Raw genomic sequence first — 17,736 nt, forward strand, 5'->3', positions numbered from 1 at the left:
GCAGAGGCCACCCGCCCCGTCCCCGTCCGCCGGGGGCGGGGCGGGCGGACCTGCCGCTAAGCTGCGGAGTTCGGCGGTACCCGCAGACAGACGAGGTCAACATGTTCGAGTCGGTGCAGGAAAATCCCTACCCTGACAGCCACGTCCTCGGCGAGGGACCCGAGCCGCACCCGCTGCTGCGGCCCGTACTGCCCCTGCTGGGACGCTGGCACGGCCGGGGGCAGGGCGAGTACCCGACGCTCGATCAGGACTTCCGCTACGAGCAGGAGATCACCTTCAGCCACGACGGCCGCCCTTTCCTCCGCTACGAGGCACGCGCGTGGCTGATCGACGGATCCGGGGCCGCGCTGCGGCCGGCGAGCCGTGAGACGGGATGGTGGCGGGTGACTCCCGGCGCCGTGCTGGAGGTGGTACTCGCCCACCCGACGGGCATCGTGGAGACGTACGTCGGGCTGGCCTCCGGTACGGAGTTCCAGATCGAGACCAAGGACGTGGCGCTGACCCCGCTGGCCAAGGAGGTCACCGGCACCCGGCGGCAGTACACGGTCGGGAACGGCGAGATGACGGTCGTCCACGACATGGCCGCCGTGGGACAGCCCCTGCAGCACCACCTCATGACGCACCTGCGGCGGCGCCCGTCCTAGGAACCGGGTTCGTCGACGGGGGCGTGCACCCGCGGTTCGGCACCCGCAATTTCATTCTCCCGCTGAGCGGCGGCACCTACGTCGAGGTCGTCACCACACTCGACCGCCCCGCCGCCGACCGCGCGCCCTTCGGCCAGGCGGTCGCGCGCCGCGCCGCCGAGGGCGGCGGCTGGCTCGGCTGGGTGGTCTCCGTCGACGACATCGCCCCGGTCGAGACCCGCCTCGGCCGCACCTTTGCCGAGGGCCATACGGACGCGCCGTGATGGCTGCCGTCTCCAGTCGATTCTCGGGCTTCCGGCTCACGGCCTTCCGCCGGAGGGTTTCCCCCAAGACTGCCGAAGGCGGACGTCCGGCCGGGGTGGGTTCCCCGGCCGGACGTCCGCCTGTCGGATGGTCAGCTTCCGCTGCTTGAAGTCAGGACTGGTGTCTCAGCGGCACGATGTAGGGGTCGAGGCTCGCCCGTACATCGGCATCCGGAACCTCTCGGTTGCCTCCTACGCCGTTCCACCCCTCCAAGTGCCTGATCGCGTGGACCGGAACTCCGAGTCCTAGGTAGAAGCAGTGCACGAAAGCAAAGAAGGTCGCTTCGCTTCCCAGCTCGTCCTTCACCCATAGCGCGATGTCCACCGCGTCGTCACCGCGGATCGCGCGCTCGCGAATGCCGGAGCCGATCAGCTTCGGATTGATCATTTCCAAAAAACGACCTCAACCCTGGTGTAGTTACCCGGAGTTCCTTCCCGCTTAAGGAATTCGACCCGTCCGGTGAAGCCGTGCTTCGTGGCCATCTTACCGGTGAACGTCAGCCGTGCTGCCTCCTCCTCGGTCAGCATGAGGCTCTGGATGCCGGCGTTGAAGCTGTCCAGGTTGTCCTTCATCTCACCGCCGCTCAGCCAGGTTCCCGCCATTCCCTTCGCGTTTCCGCCTACGTGCTCCATCACGTCGTCGATCATGACGCTGCCGACCGGAGTCTTTCCCTCCTCGGCAAGAACGACGAGATGCAGGACTCCCTCCTTGTCGATGGAGCCCGATATCCCATGACTTCCGCTGCCGTAGTCGTCTCCCCATTCAAGGCAAGGGGATGTGCTGGCCGGACCGGAGGCCGCAGCGGCCCGGGGTGCGCTCTTTCCGACAGGGATCTTGGTCTTGCAGGCCTCGCGCAGCTTCTGGAGGGCCTTGTTGGTGATACCCGCGATGGCCGCTTCGGGTACGCCGAGGGTCCGCAGGGCCTTGTAGGCATCGGTGAATCCGATACCCGTCATGACGGCGGCGTCGGCCGCCCGGACGGCGTCCGCGATGGGCTTGAGGATCCTCCCCGCGAAGAGGAGCCCGACGTCCAGGGCCGCCCATGCGCAGCCGCCCCAGCTCCCCCGCTCGAAGCCGGAGGAGAACTTCTCGCCGCACTTGATCCAGTGCCCGAAGAGGATGTCCACCGGATCGATCCCCGCCTGGTACTCGGCGATCGTGATGGTATGCGTGACCTCCTGCGAGAGCTCCTTTGACGGGTACTGCCCCATGTACTTCGTCTCGCCCGCAGGACACGTGGCGCTCGACGGGTCCATGACCGGCGTGTTGCACAGGTACACGTCGAGGTACGCGATGTACCGGATCTTCACCGTCAGCGTGCAGTCGCCCTTGTAGAAGAGGGCGTCGATGATGCCGTCGCAGCCAGCCGTCTTCTTCAGGGTTTCGGGCTTGCCGATGTTCTCGGTGTGGTCGATGACGTAGAACATGCTGCCGATCGACCCGCCCGAACCGTCAGGGACGGTTCCGGCGTTGACCTGCTTGCCCTTGGCGGCCTTCTCGGCCCTGTCGGCGGCCTCCTGGGCTTCCTTGGCGTACTTGTCGGCGTCCTTCGCCGCCTGTTCGGCTTCGGTCGCGGCGATTGCTGCGCGGTCGGCGGCCTCCCGGGCGAGCTTCGCGTCCTGTTCGGCCCGGGTCGCCGCCGCGCGGGCGGCGGCCGCGTCGAGGGCGGCCTGGTCGGCGGAGTCGCGGGCTGCCTTGGCGTGGCCCTCGGAGCGTCCGGCGGCCTGGTCCGCGGCCACGGCGTCGGCCGCGGCCTGACTGGCGAACTCGGTGCTGCGGGCCAGTGACGCAGCGGCCAGGGACGCCGACTTCGCGGCGTCGGCCGAGTGGCCGAGGGCCTCCTTGGCGTAGGTACGGGCGTCCGAGGCGTACTTGGTCGCGTTCGCCGCGTGCTCGTACGCGGCCTTCGTGTCGCCCTTCGCCTGGTCGGCGAGGGCCTTGGCCGCGGCAGCCTCCTCCTGCGCGTTCTTGGCGTGGGCGTCGGCGATGGCCTTCTGCTGCTCCGCGATGGTCTTCGACGCCTGCCCGGTCAGCACGACCAGGCCGGCCGCCGAATCAGTGGTGACGTACGGCGAGCCGAGCTGGACGGCGTCGTTCGCGGGCTTGGCGACCTGTGAGGCCGCCTTGCCGGCGTCGGCCGCGGCCTGGGCTGTGACATGGGCGAATCCCGCCGCCTTGGCGGCCGCGGCCCGGGCCTTGCCGGTCTCCACGTTCGCCTTGTCCGCGTTGGTCTTGGCCGTCTTGGCCTGCGCGTCCGCCTCGTTGGCCGCAGAGACGGCCGCCCGGGCCGAGAACGCGGCGCGTTCGGAGGCGTCGATCGCCTCTGCGGCGGCGGTGGTCGCGGTCCGCACCGCGGCGTCCGCCTTCAGCTTCTCGGCCTGGGCGGCGTCGGCGTCCGAGCGCGAGCGCTTGGCCGCGGCTTCGGCACGGGTCGCGGCCGCGTCGGCCTCGGAGGCGGCCTTCGTCGCCGCGTCGGCCTCGCCGCGGGCCCTGCCGGCTGCCGTCTCCGCGTCGGTCGCGTGCTTGGCCGCCTGGTCGGAGGCCGCGCGTGCGGCGGTCGCCTCCGGGCCCGCGTCGAGCGAAGCGGCGTAGGCGGCCTGGGCGTCGGCCTTGGCGCGCGCGGCGTCGGCCTTCAGTTCCGCTTGCCAGGCGTCGTCGCGCTTGGCCTTGGCGTTGTCGCGGGCCTTGACGGCGCCGTTCTTCCGCTCGACCGCGGTGGCCTCGGAGGCCTCGGCCTGCTCCCTGGCCGTCTTGGCCTTGGTCGCCTCCGCTTCGGCGTTCTTCTTGTGCTGTGCGGCCTCGCCCTGCTTGGCGGCCGCGGTCTCCTTCTCCTTCTTCGCCGTGGCCTCTTCCGCTTCGGCGGCGAGCCGCTTGGCGTGGGCGTTGGCGGCAGCCGCCTTGGCGTCGGCCTCCGCCTTCAGCGCGTCGCCGAGCTTCGCCTTCGCGGTGTCCGCTTCCTTCTTGGCGTTGTCCCGGTGCATCTTGGCCGCATCCGCGGCGGCCTTCGCCTGCAGCTCGGCCGTCTTGGCGGCCTCCCTGCGGAACTCGGCCTTCGCCTGCGCGGCCTGGGCCAGGGCCCGCTGCGCGATGGTGTCGCTGTCCGCGCCGGAGGCACGCGTGGCGGCCTCGGCGGTCTCACCCGCCTTCACCATCGCGTCCAGTGCGGCCACCGAACCCTTGGTGACCTGGGCCTTCTGCTGACCGACCAGCAGACCACGCCCTCGCGGCGCACCGGCGGAGTCCGCGACCGCGTAGGCGGCCTGCTCGGCGGTGTCGCTGCTGGCTGCGGCCTTCTTGGCGGCCGCGGCCTGTGCCTTCAGGACGTCGAGCTGCTTCTTGGCGCCCGTCTGGGCGTCCGTGACGGCCTTCTTCGCCTTGTCGAACTCCGACTTGGGCGGAACGGAGCCGGTGTTGGCGGACGGCTTCACGTCGAACTGCTGCGGGGCCGAGGCGTTGCAGTCCCACAGCCGCGCGTCGACGCTGTTGTCGTACGCCGGCAGGTCCACGCACTTGCCGGTGCCGACGCTCTTCAGGCCGGTGGTGGCGCGCAGGTTGAAGTCCCAGGTCTGGGCCGGCGAGCTGTTGCACGTCGAGATCTGGATCTTGGTGCCGTTGGCGTTCTTGTTCGACGCCACTTCGAGGCACTTGAAGGACTTGCTGTTCCGCAGGTGCAGTCCGTGGTCATCGCCGAAGAGCTGCCACGACTGCGCTCCGCCACCGTTGCAGGTGTACACCTGTACGGGCGTGCCGTCGGCCGTGCCGCCGCCCTGCACGTCGAGGCACTTGCCGCTCGCGCCGCGCACCTGGATCGTCGCCGGGCTCTCGCCGACGGCGCCGACGCCGCCGGGAGACCAGTAGTCCTGGAAGCGGGCGGCGTGGTCGGCCACCCACGAGTGGCCCAGCAGCTCGCCGAGGGCCTTGGCGCCTGCGGTCAGGGACTGGGTGGCGTTCTTGTTCGCTGCCAGGATCTGGTTCCGCTGCGCCTGCTGGGAGGCGATCTCCTGCTGCCATTCGGTGGCGGCCGTCTCGGTGATCCCGCCCAGCACCTTGGCCGGGTCCATCGGGTCACGCCAGGCGCAGGAGGCGAAGCGGGTCTTCAGGTCCTCGACGGCGATGCGGTACTCCGTCGTCCCCGCCTTCGGCGCCGTACGGGCGAACCCTCCGGAAGCGAGGAACAGACGGGCGTTGTCGGCACCCGTCGGCTCCAGGGACCAGTCCGTGAGGTGCTTGTACGCGTCGCGCTCCGCGATCGCGCGGATCCAGGCGTCGCCGGTGACCTGCTGGGGGTCGGGGTCCTTGCCGTAGAGGGGCGCGCCGAGGTTCTTGACGGCGGTGACGGTGGCCGGTGAGGCCTGGGGCGTGGGGTCCTTGTAGAAGTCGCTCTCGGAGGTCCAGAACCGTTCGGCGGTCCACTTGCTCAGCCCGGTCTGGGCGTAGAAGTCCTGCTTGCCGTCACCGGGCGAGCCCGGGGGCCAGTGGAAGTCGGCGTTGTTGATGCCGCCCGGAGTGGTCAGCCCCTCCAGGGGCTTCTTCCACGTGTCCCGGAGGGAGGCGAGCGCCGTCATGGCGCTGCTCGCCGCGTCCTTGTCCTTCTGGTACGCGGCCGCGAGCGGGGTCTGCTCCCAGTGCTTGCGGTCGGCCAGGGCATGGAGCTTGTCCTGCGGCTGGCTGAGGCCGTCCTGGGCGACCTGCGCCATGGCCGGCCCGCCCAGGCGCAGGACGTCGGCCATCAGGCACTGGTCCTGCCGCCACTGCTCGGCGGCGGTGTCGTCGAGCCAGTCCTCGGAGCTGCCGGCCGCGGCGGCGCGTAGTGCGTTGGCGCGTTCCAGCACTGCGGGATGGACGGCCAGACCGGCCAGAACGGCCAGCGTGCCTATGGATGTGACGGCGGGGGTGAGGAGCCGGGATCTGAGCGATCTCCGGGAGAACATGCCTGGTCTTGAGCGCACGAATGCTGTCCTTCACGGCAGATGAAGGCAACCGAGGAGCGGAGCGGATCGAGCTCGAAGACGCAGCACTGCGGTCGGTCCGTGGACCCGAAGGCACACCGGAGCGCACCGGACGATCCGGCGGCCGGTGTTGCGGCGAAGCGAGTTTTCATCCCCCGAAGCGGCGCCCTTCCCCCGGCCGCCTGTGACGCGCGCCATGAGCGGCCTGGTCAGGGCTGCCATCGGCGCGCTGATCACCTTACCCGCGGTTAACTTAGTTCAGCCATACCCAATCTGAGGTAATCCCTGGCGGGGATTCCGAGGTCGACCGCGAGGGCCCGGGTGCAAGTACAAGGACGAGCTGCCGGTGTACCTGCCCCCGGCACCCACCGAGAAGACCCATGTGTAACCAACGTCCGGCAGTTTTATACCTGGGCCCGGGAGTTCACCCGGGTGCACCGGCACGGGCTGCGAGGGCCGTGGCCCGGGCCGGCGCATAGTCGGCTGCAGAGCCGGAGCCGAAGGCCGGCCGGGACCTGAGGGAGTGACCGACCGTGGTGGATGTGGAACGGCGTTCTGCGCTGGCGGGCCTGTTGTGCGCGGGATTCGCGGGATGCGCGGGATCCGCGGGGCTCGCCGGGTTCGTGCCCGCCTCGGCGGCCGCGGCGGCGGGGCGCACCGCAGCGGCCGCCGGTCCCCGCCCGCCGGCGTCGCTGATGGGCGACGAGATCCGCCGGCTGCCCACCGACCGCAAGGTCGTGGCCCTCACCTTCAACGCCGCCTGGGACGTCGACGGGATCGACACGGTGCTGGCCGAACTGCGCCGGCGAAAGCTGCCCGCCACGTTCTTCCCGACCGGCCGCTTCGCCGAGTCCCGGCCCGCGGCGGTGCGCGCCATCGCCGAGGCGGGGCACGGCCTCGGCAACCACTCGTACAGCCACCCCTCCTTCGCGGACCTCGGCAGCGCCGAGCGGGCGGACGAGGTACGCGGCGCCGACGCGGCCATCCGGGCGGCGTCCGGGGCCGAGCCCCTGCCGTTCTTCCGTTTCCCCTACAGCGAGACCAGCCCGGAGTCCGTCGCCGACGTCAACGACCTGGGCTACGCGGCGATCGAGTTCAGCGCCGACACGAACGGCTACCTCGGCCCGCAGGGAGGCATGACCGTGGAGAAGGCCGTCAAGCGGGCCGTGGACGCCTTCGCTCCCGGTGCGATCATCCAGATGCACGTCGGCAGCAACGGCGCCGGCGTCGTCCTCGACGCCGAAGCCCTGCCCCTGATCGTCGACGCCGCCCTGGCCGACGGCTATGAGGTCGTCGACCTGCGCCGGTTCCTCGAAGCCGCGGCGGGGGGCCGTTGACGGCTGCCGTCCTTCGGCGCGGCCGGAAAATACCGGTGCGCGCAGGGGTCGCCGACCACGTACTGTCCCCTCTGTCGATCACGGGGAGGGGTCACTCATGAAGGTCGGATCCAGACGCGGCTTCCTGGTCGGGGCGGCGGCCTTCACCGCCTCGGTCTCCGTCGGCGCCTGCCGCAGCAGGAGCGGCGGGAACGGCGACCCGCTGGACGTCTCGGCGAGCGCGAAGCTGCCCCCGGCCCCCGAGTCGCTGGCCGCCGACGGGACCACCATCGTGCTCGGCGACCCCGGCGCTCCGCTCGCCGTCCGCCTGTACGAGGACATGAGCTGCCCGGCCTGCGCCGAGTTCGAGACGGAGGGCACCGCTCCGTACCTGAAGCGCGCGGCCCGCAACGGCGCGCTGCAGCTTCAGTTCACGCTGGGGTCCTTCCTCGGCCCGGGATCGGAGGTCGCGGCGAACGCCCTGCGCGCGGCCCTCGACCAGCACAGGTTCGCCGACTACCACGACCTGCTCTACCGCGAGCAGAGCAGGGTGCGGAAGTCCGGAGGGTTCACGCGGGACGTGCTGCTGGGCATGGCCATCATGATTCCGGGCCTGCGCGGCCCGGAGTTCGACGCGGCGGTGCTGGAGACGAAGCACCGGGACTTCGTGGAAGCCTCCGACGAGGTGCTCCGCACGTCATCCGTCGTGGGGACTCCGGCCATGGCGGTCGACGGGGCCCTCGTCTCCTCGGACAGCCACGAGCTCTACACCGATCGCAGCCGCCTCTACCGGCACCTCAAGAAGGCGTCCCGGGCCCGGTAGCCGACGGGGCCGCAGTGCCACAAGGAGCCGCGCCCCCTCCCCAACCCGCCTACGGGCGACGCTGGTTGCCGGTCGGTTATCGTCCGACTCGGCACTGGCGGATCGGAACACGGGGATGTGACGGGTGAGCGAGAAGGAAGTTCTGGCGCAGCGCTTCGAGGAGCACCGCTCCCACCTGCGGGCGGTGGCCTACCGGATGCTGGGCTCGCTCGGCGAGGCGGAGGACGCCGTACAGGAGGCCTGGCTCAGGCTGAACCGCTCCGACGCGGCCGTGGTGGAGAACCTGGGCGGCTGGCTGACCACCGTGGTCGGACGGGTGTGTCTGGACATGCTGCGCTCGCGCGGCACGCGGCGCGAGGATCCGCTGTACGACCAGGACGGGCTGGTCCGTCTTCCCGACCCGATCGTCAGCCGTGCGGACGGGCTCGACCCCGAGCAGGAGATCCTGCTGGCCGACTCGGTCGGCATCGCCCTGATGGTCGTCCTGGACACCCTCGCCCCGGCCGAGCGCCTGGCCTTCGTCCTGCACGACCTGTTCGCCGTGCCCTTCGACGAGATCGCTCCCGTACTCGGGCGTTCCGCCGCCACGACCCGGCAGCTCGCGAGCCGGGCCCGCCGCCGCGTCCAGGGCGCGGCGCCCGCTCCGGACCCGGACCGGTCCCGCCTGCGCTCGATCGTCGACGCCTTCCTCGCCGCCTCGCGGGGCGGGGACTTCGACGCGCTGGTCGCGGTCCTCGATCCCGACGTGGTGGCCCGGTCCGACGGCGGCACACTGCGTCCCGCGCTGCTCCGGCGCGGGGCCGCGGAGGTCGCCTCCCAGGCGATCACCTTCGCCCGGTTCGCCGAGGCCGCCCACGCGGTGCTGGTCAACGGGGTCCCCGGGGTGGTCGCGATGGCGGAGGGCCGGGCCTTGTCGGTCATGGCCTTCACGATCAGGGACGGCAGGATCACCGCGCTCGACATCCTCACCGACCCCGCGCGCCTGGCACGCATCGACCTGGGCGTCCTCGACGGGACGGGGGTGACCGGACAGCCCGGACAGTGATCCGCCTCACACCATGTCACACCTGGGGAGGGCGCGGTGTCCTGATGTCGAACCGGTCGAGAAGAAGGAGAGACACCATGACTCAGCACACCGATGTGGTCGTGATCGGCGGCGGATACGCGGGTGTCATGGCGGCCAACCGCCTGACGCAGCGGGACGGCGTGTCGGTGACCCTGGTCAACCCGCGTGCGGCGTTCGTCGAGCGGATCCGCCTGCACCAGCTGGCGGCCGGGACCGACGACGCGGTCGTCGAGTTCCACGAGGTCCTGGCCGCGGGCGTCCGGCTGGTCGTGGACACGGTGACGCGGATCGACGCCGCTGAGCGCAGCGTGACGCTGGGGGCCGGAGCCACGGTCGGCTACGACTACCTGGTGTACGCGGTGGGCAGCGGCAGCGCCGATCCGCGTGTACCGGGGGCCGCCGAGTTCGCCTACCCGGTCACCACCCTGGAGGAGGCGCAGCGGCTGCGGCCGGTCCTCGACGCCGCCGCCCCGACGGCGGCGGTGACGGTCGTCGGGGCGGGCCCGACCGGCATCGAGGCCGCCGCCGAGCTCGCCGAGCAGGGCCGCCGCGTGACCCTGGTCTGTGGCGGTGTGCTCGGCCCCTACCTGCACGGCCGGGGCCGCCGCTCGGTTGCCGGCAGGCTGGCCGGGCTCGGGGTGACCGTGCTCGACGGTCCCGGGACGAGGGTGACGGCGGTGACCCGCGATGCGGTGGAGCTCGGCGACGGCCGCGAGGTGCCGAGCGAGGTGACCGTCTGGACCGCCGGTTTCGGCGTGCCGGACCTGGCCGTGCGCAGCGGACTGAGCACGGACGCCCTGGGCCGCCTGCTCACGGACGAGACGCTGACGAGTGTGGACGACGAACGCGTCGTCGCGGCGGGAGACTCGGCGGCGCCTTCGGACCTGCCGCTGCGGATGAGCTGCCAGGCCGCGATACCGCTGGGCGCGCGGGCCGCCGACACGGTGCTCAGCCGGATCGACGGCGAGCGCCCCGCGACCCTCAACCAGGTGTTCGCCGGGCAGTGCATCAGTCTGGGCCGCCGTGCCGGCATCTTCCAGTTCGCCCACAGGAACGACGTGGCGCTGTGGTTCCACATCGCCGGCCGGCTCGGTGCGAAGGTCAAGGAGCTGGTGTGCAAGGGCACCGTCAAGCACCTGGCCGACGAGGCGGGCAAGCCCGGTTCGTACGGCTTGCACCGCGTCTCGGGAGGCGACCAGCGCGGGCGGCGACTGCGGGCCGAGCGCGGCGAGGCGGTGGCCCCCGCCGGCCGACGGGTCTGACCGAGGCTCGCCCACGGCCGGTCCGGACCGGGTGTCCGGGAGGTGCGTCGCCGTGCCGAAGGTCCCGGCCACCGCGCCGGACGAGCACCGCCCGGCCGAACTCCCGGGGCCCGGGCCGCCTTCCGCGGCGCTCCGGCGCGTACTCCGCCCGCAGCACCTCACGGGTCGTGACCGAGGGAATTCAGCAGGTAGCAATTAGATGAATTCCTGACTGAATTCCCGTCAACAAGCCTCCGGTTCATATCTCGATTTGATAACAACCCGCCCGGAAAGGACTGGACCATTAGGATGCGACGCGCGTAACTCACCTTGATTTATTGCGAGTTGATTGTTCGTCAAATCAGGCCGACAGGTAACGGAATGATTTCTCGGAGCGCGCCCCCGTTTGTCCGAATTCTCCTCAGCATTCGTCTGGCAGGCTTCCGCGCACCCAGTCTTCCGACAACGATTTGAGGTGCCCATGACAGGACGTCGCAGACGGCCTGCCGCCGCCGACCACCGCCGCAAACCGCGCCGGTTGATACTCGTCACCGCCGCCACCGCAGCGGCGGGGCTGATAGCCGCAGGCATCGCCTACTCCGGAATCGGCGACGGCGCCCAGGCCGCGGCGCCCGAGGTGGAAGCAGCGGCAGCCGCTCCGGCCGCCGCACCGGCCCGTGACCACGAGCCGGAACCGATCGCGGCCGCGCCCGCCAACGAGACGGCGCGCGGCATGATCTACGACGGCCTCCAGGCCGCGCCGAAGGGCGACCGGTGCGTGGGTGTCTACCGCACCGACACCGGGCTGTGCACCCACGGCCCCGACGCCCCGCCCAAGGGTGTCGACATCACGAAGGACATCGAGCCCGCCGTCAAGGAGACGGCTCCGGCGGCCGATCCGGCCCGCCCCGCGGCCGATGACCCTGCGAGCAAGGAAGGTGGCGGGCGTCCTCAGGACGCGCCCGCGGCCGACGCGTCGACGGCCACCAAGGCCTCCGCACCCGAACCCGCGGCCGGTGCCGCGGCCGGCAGCCAGACCGTGGCCGCCGGCCCCGCCGGCCAGACCGTCCAGTGCGACGGCGACGGCAGCACCGGCAACCGCGTACAGGTCGTATACGTCCACGCCCCGGGCAAGGACCGCTACTCCGAGTACGTCGCCTCGTTCCGCAAGTGGGCGGCCGACGCCGACCTCATCTACTCGGCGAGCGCCAAGGAGACAGGCGGTGTCCGGCACATCCGCTACGTGACCGCCGCGGACTGCACCCCCACCGTGCTCAACATCGAGCTCCCGGCCAACGCCCTGGCCGAGTTCAGCGCGACCAACAACGCGCTCGCCGCCAAGGGCCTCGACCGCCGCGACCGCAAGTACATGATCTTCGCCGACAGCCAGGTCTACTGCGGCATCGGCACCTTCGCGGGCGACGAGCGTCCCGGCCAGGCCAACCAGAGCAACTTCGGCCCCTCCTACGGGCGCACCGACTCCGGTTGCTGGGGCGGTCACACCGCCGCGCACGAGCTCGGCCACAACCTGGGCGCGGTCAACAACAGCGCCCCGAACACCAGCCGTGGCGCGCACTGCACCGACGAGTACGACGTCATGTGCTACTCGGACACCCCGTACTACCCGCAGATGCGCAACGTCTGCACCAACCAGGCCGCCGAGAACATCCTGGACTGCAACCACGACGACTACTTCCACACCAGTCCCAAGGCCGGAAGCTACCTGGCCACGCACTGGAACATCGCCGACAACCAGTTCCTGATGAAGACCCAGGGCGGCGGCACGGACCCGGGTCCGAACCCGAACCCGACGCCCACCAAGAAGCCCACGCCGACGCCGACCAAGAAGCCCTCCGGCGGACCGGCCGTGACGGCGGCCCAGATCCAGACCACCTCGGTCGTGGTGAGCTGGCCCAAGGTCGACGGTGCCTCCTGGTACGCGGTGCAGCTGAACGGCAAGCACCTGACGTGGGTGCAGTCCCAGGTGCTCCGCATCTACAACCTGCAGCCCAACACCGCCTACAAGGTCACCGTCTCGGTCCGCGACAGCTCCGGCCGTGACAGCGGACCCGGCAAGGCCGCGTCCTTCCGTACGACGGGAGCGGGCGGCGGCACCACCACTCCGGGCACCAAGTACGTGCTCGGCAACGGCAGCAGCGGCATGGCGGCGGAGCTGTGGGGCGGCCGCACCGCCGACGGCACCGTCCTCGTGGGCGGTCGCGCCAACGGGTACGCCCAGCAGCAGTGGTACTTCGACGACGCCGGCAACGGCCAGGTGCGCATCAAGTCCGCGGCCTCCGGCAAGTGCCTCCAGCCGGGCGGCACGCCCGCCGCGGGCATGTGGGTCGCCCAGCAGCCCTGTGCCAACGGCAACGGCGCGCAGGCCTGGAAGGTGACGTCCCGCGGTGGCGCGGTGACCGTGACGGACCCGAGCGGCGGCTTCGCCCTCACCGTCAGCAACCGCCCCTACTACGGGTACTGGCTGCTCGACCTCCAGCGTGCGGACGGCCGCGCGACGCAGGCCTGGACCCTGCAGAAGTCCGGCTGATCACCGCCACGGCGCAGCACGCCCTGACGCCCTGACGGCGTGAACCCACCCCGGCGGACGGCCGCACCGCGCGGCCGTCCGCCGGTACCCCTCATCTTGACCGGAGCACCCCGACGATGCGCATACGAATCGTTTTCTCGGCCGCCCTGGCCGCACTCGGCCTCATGTTCCTGCTCCCCACCGCGGCCCACGCCCACGGTGACACCGTGAAGGTGGTGGTGACCGGGCAACGGAACGGTCATGTCACCGCCGACGTCACCTGGGAGAACGACGGGGACGCCGTGGACGAGGCCGTCGCCGCGACCGTGAACGCGGTCAGCGTGGACGGCTCCCGCACCATGGGGCCCTGGCGCCTGGTGCGCGATCCCGCCGCGGCGCCGGCGGGCTGGACCACGGCCGAGGCGCTGCCGCCGGGTTCGTGGAAGGTCGGCGTCGACGTGGGCTTCCCGGCTCTGGGGCACGGCGAACTCGAAGTGGGCGTACCCGTGGTGGACCCGGCTCCGGTCGCCCCGACCCCGGTCGCCTCGGCCGCGGCGCCCGCCCCGTCGTCCGCGGCGCCGGTGTCCTCGGCCGTCTCGGCGCCGGCCGCCTCCACCGCGCAGGCCGCGGAACCGGCCGCCGATTCCCAGGGGTACGCCGTCTGGTGGACGACGGCGGGTGTGGCCGTGACCGCCGTGGCGGGTGCGGCCGTGGGTCTCCTGCTCCGCCGCCGCCGGCGCGTACGGCTCGACCGTCTCGGCTAGGCCGTCTCGGCTAGCCGTCACTTTCCAGGCTTTCAGATCCTTCGGATCCTGCCCGGCTCCGGGCAGGTCCGCGAGGCCCCGGTCACGGGGGGCCGGAGCGCCAGGGGGTGTTGTGTCGATCGGCTCCGGCCCGATCGGCAGGACACCCCCTGTGCCGTGCTCTACCGGCCCGTGGCGACCGCGGCGGAGACCGCCTCGGCGAGGCGCTCCAGCCCGTGCGGGTTAGCCCGGTGAGTCCGCGTTCCGGGCCACCGCCTGCGCGGACAGGCCCGCGGCGTGCAACGCCGACAGGATCAGCGGGAGATCCGCGTCCTGGTCGGCGCCGCCCCGGCTCGTCACGACCGCGACCCTCGCCGTACCCATGGGCCTCTCCCGTCCACTCCTCGGACCGCCCCGTGCGGCCGCACACCCGGACGATCACTCTTGCACACGCACCGTGGAGGGAACCCGGCCACCCGATCATGCGTCGTATCCGAGGTGGAAGACGGTGCGAGGCGGACAGGCGGGGCTGCGGCGGTGGTGAGCGTGGCGGGAAGCGGTGCACGGCGCACCGCGCGGCGGCGCTGGGGCACCGACGGCCGGAGAGGTACGCCCTGGACGCGCGGACGCGTTCCGGCGGGGCTCGCGCTGCTGAGCGCCGCGCTGCTGGTGTTCCACTCCGCGGTCCCCAACGCGGTGGGCCGCCTGGGCAGTGCGCTGGAGGCCTTCCTGCCCTGGCTGGGCCTCGCGGTCCCGGTCCTGCTCGTCTCGGCGCTGGTGCGCCGCTCGCTCACGGCGCTGGTGGCCGTGGTGCTGCCCGCGGCCGCGTGGGCGGGCCTCTTCGGCGGGCTGCTGCTGCCGGCGGGACGTGTCCCGCACGACATCACGGCCCTCCAGCACAACGTGAGTGACGAGAACCCGGATCCCGCCGGCACCGCCCGCGCCCTGATGGAGCCCGCGCCGGATCTCATCGCTCTGGAGGAGCTGACGCCCTCGGCGCTGCCGGCCTACGAGGCCACGCTGGCGGCCGCGTACCCGTACCACGCGGTCGAGGGCACGGTCGGGCTCTGGTCGAAGCACCCGTTCACCGACGTCGGACGCGTGGACATAAGGCCCGCGGGCATCGGGGAGGGCTGGAACCGCGGTCTGCGCTGCGGTGTGCGCACGCCCCGGGGTGAGATCGCGGTGTACGTGGCGCACCTGCCCTCGGTCCGCTTCCGGGCGAGCGGTTTCGGCTCCGGCCCGCGGGACGAGAGCGCGCGGCTGCTGGGCGCGGCCGTCGCCGCCGAGAAGCTGGAGCGGGTGATCCTGCTGGGGGACCTCAACGGCACGGTGGACGACCGGGGGCTCACCCCGCTGACTTCCCGGCTGAGCGCGCCGCGTCGGGGACTGGCCTTCAGCTGGCCCGCGACCGTCCCGGTCGCCCGGATCGACCAGGTCCTCACCCGCTCGGCGACAGCTGTCGAGGTCTGGACGCTGCCCGCGACCGGCAGCGATCACCTGCCGGTCGCCGCCCGCATCAGGCTGGACGCCTCGGACGCCTCAGGCGCCTTGGCCGCCTCAGGCACCTCGGACGCCGCACACGCCTCATAGCCGGATGGCGAGCTTGCCGCGTACGTGACCGTCCCGCAGGTAGCGGATGGCGTCGGGCACTTCGGCCAGCGGGTAGGTCCGGTCGACGGCGGGGGTCACCGATCCGGCCTCGATGAGCTCCGTGAGGGCTTCGAGGTCGCGGCTGCGCACCAGGGTGCCGTGCGCGCGCAGCCGGTGGCCGACGAAGGGCGAGAGCAGCATCGCGCCCAGCTGCCGCTGGTTGCCGCCGATCCAGTTGCCGCCGCCTTCCCCGCCGACGATGACGAGGGTGCCGCGGGGGGTGAGGGCGCGGCGCAGGCGGGCGATGGGCCGGTTGCCCGCGATGTCGAGGATGACGTCGTAACGGTGGCTGCCGTCGACCGGGTCCTGCTGGGTGTAGTCGAGGACCTCGTCGGCGCCGAGGGAGCGGACCAGGTCGGTCTTGGCGGTGCTGCACACTCCGGTGACGTTGGCGCCGTAGGCCTTGGCCACCTGTACGGCGAAGCTGCCCACGCCGCCGGAGGCGCCGAGGACGAGGACGCTCTGGCCCGCCTTGACCCGTCCGCTGTCCCGTACCGCGCCCAGGGCGGTGCACGCGGAGACGGGCACGGTCGCGGCCTGTTCGAAGTCGAGGGAGGCCGGCTTCGGCGCGAGGGCGCCCTCCTTGGCGCGGGCGTACTCGGCGAACGACCCCGTGCAGTTGCCGTACACCTCGTCGCCGGGCCGGAAGCCGGTGACGTCGGGGCCGACGGCTTCGACCACTCCCGCGACGTCCAGGCCGCGGACGCGCGTCCTGGGTCTGCGCAGACCCGTCACGGCGCGGACCGCGTAGGGCATGCCCGCCATGAGGTGCCAGACGCCCTGGTCGACACCGGCCGCGCGCACGCGTACGAGGACCTCGCCCGGGCCCGCGACCGGCCGTTCCGTCTCCTCCATCCGCAGGACCTCGGGCGGTCCGTAGACGTCCTGGACCATGGCCTTCATTCTTCGTCTCCTTCGGTGGAGGTGTACTGGAACACGGTGTCGAGCGGTACCCCGAACACGCGGGCGATCTCGAACGCCTTCTCCAGGGAAGGCGAGTAGCGGCCCTGCTCGATGGCGATGACGGTCTGACGGGTCACGCCGATCCGGCGGGCGAGCTCGGCCTGGGTCATCTCGCCGTTGGCGAAGCGCAGGGCCCGGATGCTGTTGGTGACCCGGGTGGGCCTCACCACGGGTGGAAGCCGAGCCGGTAGGAGGCGATCTTCGCGGTCGACGCGAGGAGCGCCGACAGGACGAATCCCAGATAGATCGCGTTGGCGATCCAGAACCGGTCCGCTTCGGCCATCGCCAGGAGCATCCCGGACACGGCGCCGATCGCGATGAACGACTGGCCGATGTGCTCACCGAACTGGTTGATCTCCCGGTCCCGCTGGTCCTTGACCTTCCCCTCCTCGGGTGAGAGCAGTGACACGGCGATGTGGAGCACGATCGAGGCGACGATCGCCGCGCCGACCGTCCACAGCAGTGCGGCCGCGTACGGCTGCTGGGCCAGGGGTGCGCTTCCGGAGCGCCCGAGGACGACGGCCAGATACGCCCCGTACGACACCACCGTGACCACGATCATGATCCACGCGCGTTTCTCCTCGACTGCCACTGCCACTCCCCATGTAAAGAAAACCCGACATCGGCAGTGTCAAAGAATCAGGACACCATGTCAATATTTCTTTACCTCGCCCGGCAGCGGAGCGGACGCCGCGCGCGACGGGCCGACGGCGGGAGCGGGTTTCAGGAGCTGGTTGTCAGCGCGCCGGCGCTGGTTGTCAGCGCCCCGGGGCGGACGGGGCTTCGAGGAGCTCGGGCCCGTTGTTGCGCACGTTGTTCACCGCGGTCGACACGGCGCGGACGTCGAGCCGGCCGCCCGCGGGTGCGGCGAGCAGGGCGCGCAGCGCGTCCGGGTCCTGGTGGGACGGGTCGAGCCAGGCCTCGTAGTCCGCCGGGGCGAGCGCGAGCGGCATCCGGGGGTGGACCCGGCCGGCGGCGTCGGTGGCCTCGGTGGTGATGATCGTGCAGGTCGCCCACCACGCCGCCGGATCGTCGTCGGCGGCGACCGCGGGGTCGCGCCAGAACTCGTACAGCCCGGCCATCGCCATCACCTCCCCGTCCTCGGGACGGATGAAGTACGGCTGCTTGTACGCCTTCACGGAACCGGAGGCGGGCACGGGCTCCCACTCGTAGAACCCGTCCGCCGGCAGCAGGCACCGGCGCTTGGCGAAGGCACGCCGGTAGGCCGGCTTCTCGTGCACCGTCTCCACCCGAGCGTTGATCATCTTCGCGCCGCCGGACACGCTCTTCGACCACGAGGGCACCAGCCCCCATCGCAAGGGGCGCAGGTGCCGCTCCAGTACGCCGCTCTCCCGGTCGGCGCGCTCCAGCACCGCCCACACGGCATCGGTGGGGGCGACGTTCCAGCTCGGCTCCAGCGCGTGCCCCGGGTCGGGGGGCGTGGCCTGGAACAGGCCGGAGAGGTCCTCGGGACTTCGGGTGGAAGCGTAACGGCCGCACATACCGTC

16 protein-coding genes are annotated in these 17,736 nt (G+C 71.7%); 9 read left to right on the plus strand and 7 right to left on the minus strand.

Features of this window, described 5'->3' with window-relative positions; all coding sequences use genetic code 11:
• The first annotated feature begins 101 nt into the window (after window positions 1–101).
• Both DEJ51_RS00510 and DEJ51_RS00515 read left to right on the plus strand, forming a co-directional pair.
• The gene (locus DEJ51_RS00510) at window positions 102–644 is read left to right on the plus strand and encodes an FABP family protein (protein ID WP_150255276.1); all 543 of its coding nucleotides are present in this window, start codon (window positions 102–104) and stop codon (window positions 642–644) included.
• A 23-nt stretch (window positions 645–667) separates the two neighbouring features.
• On the plus strand, window positions 668–907 hold the full coding sequence (locus DEJ51_RS00515; protein WP_223835591.1) for a VOC family protein: 240 nt from the start codon (window positions 668–670) through the stop codon (window positions 905–907).
• A gap of 151 nt (window positions 908–1,058) precedes the next feature.
• Here DEJ51_RS00515 and DEJ51_RS00520 read toward each other — a convergent pair whose 3' ends face one another.
• Window positions 1,059–1,334, minus strand: coding sequence for a hypothetical protein (locus DEJ51_RS00520; protein ID WP_150255278.1), 276 nt, complete (start codon window positions 1,332–1,334; stop codon window positions 1,059–1,061).
• Window positions 1,331–5,878: an RICIN domain-containing protein gene (locus DEJ51_RS00525; RefSeq protein ID WP_150255280.1), complete on the minus strand. Its 4,548-nt coding sequence runs from the start codon at window positions 5,876–5,878 to the stop codon at window positions 1,331–1,333. The genes DEJ51_RS00520 and DEJ51_RS00525 overlap by 4 nt, the downstream gene beginning before the upstream one ends.
• A gap of 560 nt (window positions 5,879–6,438) precedes the next feature.
• On the opposite strand from DEJ51_RS00525, the gene DEJ51_RS00530 reads away from it, so the two are divergent.
• The 6 genes from DEJ51_RS00530 to DEJ51_RS00555 all read left to right on the plus strand — a co-directional run bounded on the left by DEJ51_RS00530 (window position 6,439) and on the right by DEJ51_RS00555 (window position 13,633).
• Window positions 6,439–7,233: a polysaccharide deacetylase family protein gene (locus tag DEJ51_RS00530; RefSeq protein WP_223835592.1), complete on the plus strand. Its 795-nt coding sequence runs from the start codon at window positions 6,439–6,441 to the stop codon at window positions 7,231–7,233.
• A gap of 97 nt (window positions 7,234–7,330) precedes the next feature.
• A complete protein-coding gene (locus DEJ51_RS00535; RefSeq protein WP_190620097.1) occupies window positions 7,331–8,035 on the plus strand; it encodes a DsbA family protein in 705 nt (234 codons plus the stop codon).
• A 124-nt stretch (window positions 8,036–8,159) separates the two neighbouring features.
• Window positions 8,160–9,080, plus strand: coding sequence for a sigma-70 family RNA polymerase sigma factor (locus DEJ51_RS00540; RefSeq protein WP_150255284.1), 921 nt, complete (start codon window positions 8,160–8,162; stop codon window positions 9,078–9,080).
• A gap of 77 nt (window positions 9,081–9,157) precedes the next feature.
• The gene (locus tag DEJ51_RS00545; RefSeq protein WP_150255286.1) at window positions 9,158–10,363 is read left to right on the plus strand and encodes an NAD(P)/FAD-dependent oxidoreductase; all 1,206 of its coding nucleotides are present in this window, start codon (window positions 9,158–9,160) and stop codon (window positions 10,361–10,363) included.
• Window positions 10,364–10,823: 460 nt separating this feature from the next.
• Window positions 10,824–12,890: an RICIN domain-containing protein gene (locus DEJ51_RS00550; RefSeq protein WP_223835593.1), complete on the plus strand. Its 2,067-nt coding sequence runs from the start codon at window positions 10,824–10,826 to the stop codon at window positions 12,888–12,890.
• A 116-nt stretch (window positions 12,891–13,006) separates the two neighbouring features.
• A complete protein-coding gene (locus DEJ51_RS00555; protein WP_150255288.1) occupies window positions 13,007–13,633 on the plus strand; it encodes a hypothetical protein in 627 nt (208 codons plus the stop codon).
• A gap of 222 nt (window positions 13,634–13,855) precedes the next feature.
• Here DEJ51_RS00555 and DEJ51_RS34335 read toward each other — a convergent pair whose 3' ends face one another.
• The gene (locus DEJ51_RS34335) at window positions 13,856–13,996 is read right to left on the minus strand and encodes a hypothetical protein (protein ID WP_190620098.1); all 141 of its coding nucleotides are present in this window, start codon (window positions 13,994–13,996) and stop codon (window positions 13,856–13,858) included.
• A 264-nt stretch (window positions 13,997–14,260) separates the two neighbouring features.
• On the opposite strand from DEJ51_RS34335, the gene DEJ51_RS00560 reads away from it, so the two are divergent.
• Window positions 14,261–15,205 carry an endonuclease/exonuclease/phosphatase family protein gene (locus DEJ51_RS00560; RefSeq protein ID WP_411757373.1) on the plus strand — a complete coding sequence of 315 codons (945 nt, stop codon included), beginning with the start codon at window positions 14,261–14,263 and terminating at the stop codon, window positions 15,203–15,205.
• Here DEJ51_RS00560 and DEJ51_RS00565 read toward each other — a convergent pair.
• The 4 genes from DEJ51_RS00565 to DEJ51_RS00580 form a co-directional block, all read right to left on the minus strand.
• Entirely contained in the window at window positions 15,200–16,168 is a 969-nt protein-coding gene (locus tag DEJ51_RS00565; protein ID WP_150255292.1) for an NAD(P)-dependent alcohol dehydrogenase, read from the minus strand. The two genes, DEJ51_RS00560 and DEJ51_RS00565, sit on opposite strands and share 6 nt — an antisense overlap.
• Entirely contained in the window at window positions 16,165–16,398 is a 234-nt protein-coding gene (locus DEJ51_RS00570; protein WP_150255294.1) for a helix-turn-helix transcriptional regulator, read from the minus strand. The genes DEJ51_RS00565 and DEJ51_RS00570 overlap by 4 nt, the downstream gene beginning before the upstream one ends.
• The gene (locus DEJ51_RS00575; RefSeq protein ID WP_190620103.1) at window positions 16,392–16,820 is read right to left on the minus strand and encodes a hypothetical protein; all 429 of its coding nucleotides are present in this window, start codon (window positions 16,818–16,820) and stop codon (window positions 16,392–16,394) included. The genes DEJ51_RS00570 and DEJ51_RS00575 overlap by 7 nt, the downstream gene beginning before the upstream one ends.
• 166 nt (window positions 16,821–16,986) lie before the next feature.
• The gene (locus tag DEJ51_RS00580; RefSeq protein ID WP_150255296.1) at window positions 16,987–17,730 is read right to left on the minus strand and encodes an SOS response-associated peptidase; all 744 of its coding nucleotides are present in this window, start codon (window positions 17,728–17,730) and stop codon (window positions 16,987–16,989) included.
• Window positions 17,731–17,736 lie beyond the last annotated feature (6 nt).

Origin of the sequence: Streptomyces venezuelae, from assembly GCF_008642275.1 — a bacterium.
In the GTDB taxonomy this organism is placed as follows: domain Bacteria; phylum Actinomycetota; class Actinomycetes; order Streptomycetales; family Streptomycetaceae; genus Streptomyces; species Streptomyces venezuelae_E.

Coding starts and splice junctions, on each gene's coding strand:
- DEJ51_RS00535 (WP_190620097.1), top strand. CDS start 7,331: ATGAAGGTCGGATCCAGACGCGGCTTCCTGGTCGGGGCGGCGGCCTTC.
- DEJ51_RS00580 (WP_150255296.1), bottom strand. CDS start 17,730: ATGTGCGGCCGTTACGCTTCCACCCGAAGTCCCGAGGACCTCTCCGGC.
- DEJ51_RS34335 (WP_190620098.1), bottom strand. CDS start 13,996: ATGGGTACGGCGAGGGTCGCGGTCGTGACGAGCCGGGGCGGCGCCGAC.
- DEJ51_RS00525 (WP_150255280.1), bottom strand. CDS start 5,878: ATGTTCTCCCGGAGATCGCTCAGATCCCGGCTCCTCACCCCCGCCGTC.
- DEJ51_RS00555 (WP_150255288.1), top strand. CDS start 13,007: ATGCGCATACGAATCGTTTTCTCGGCCGCCCTGGCCGCACTCGGCCTC.
- DEJ51_RS00565 (WP_150255292.1), bottom strand. CDS start 16,168: ATGAAGGCCATGGTCCAGGACGTCTACGGACCGCCCGAGGTCCTGCGG.
- DEJ51_RS00550 (WP_223835593.1), top strand. CDS start 10,824: ATGACAGGACGTCGCAGACGGCCTGCCGCCGCCGACCACCGCCGCAAA.
- DEJ51_RS00520 (WP_150255278.1), bottom strand. CDS start 1,334: ATGATCAATCCGAAGCTGATCGGCTCCGGCATTCGCGAGCGCGCGATC.
- DEJ51_RS00545 (WP_150255286.1), top strand. CDS start 9,158: ATGACTCAGCACACCGATGTGGTCGTGATCGGCGGCGGATACGCGGGT.
- DEJ51_RS00510 (WP_150255276.1), top strand. CDS start 102: ATGTTCGAGTCGGTGCAGGAAAATCCCTACCCTGACAGCCACGTCCTC.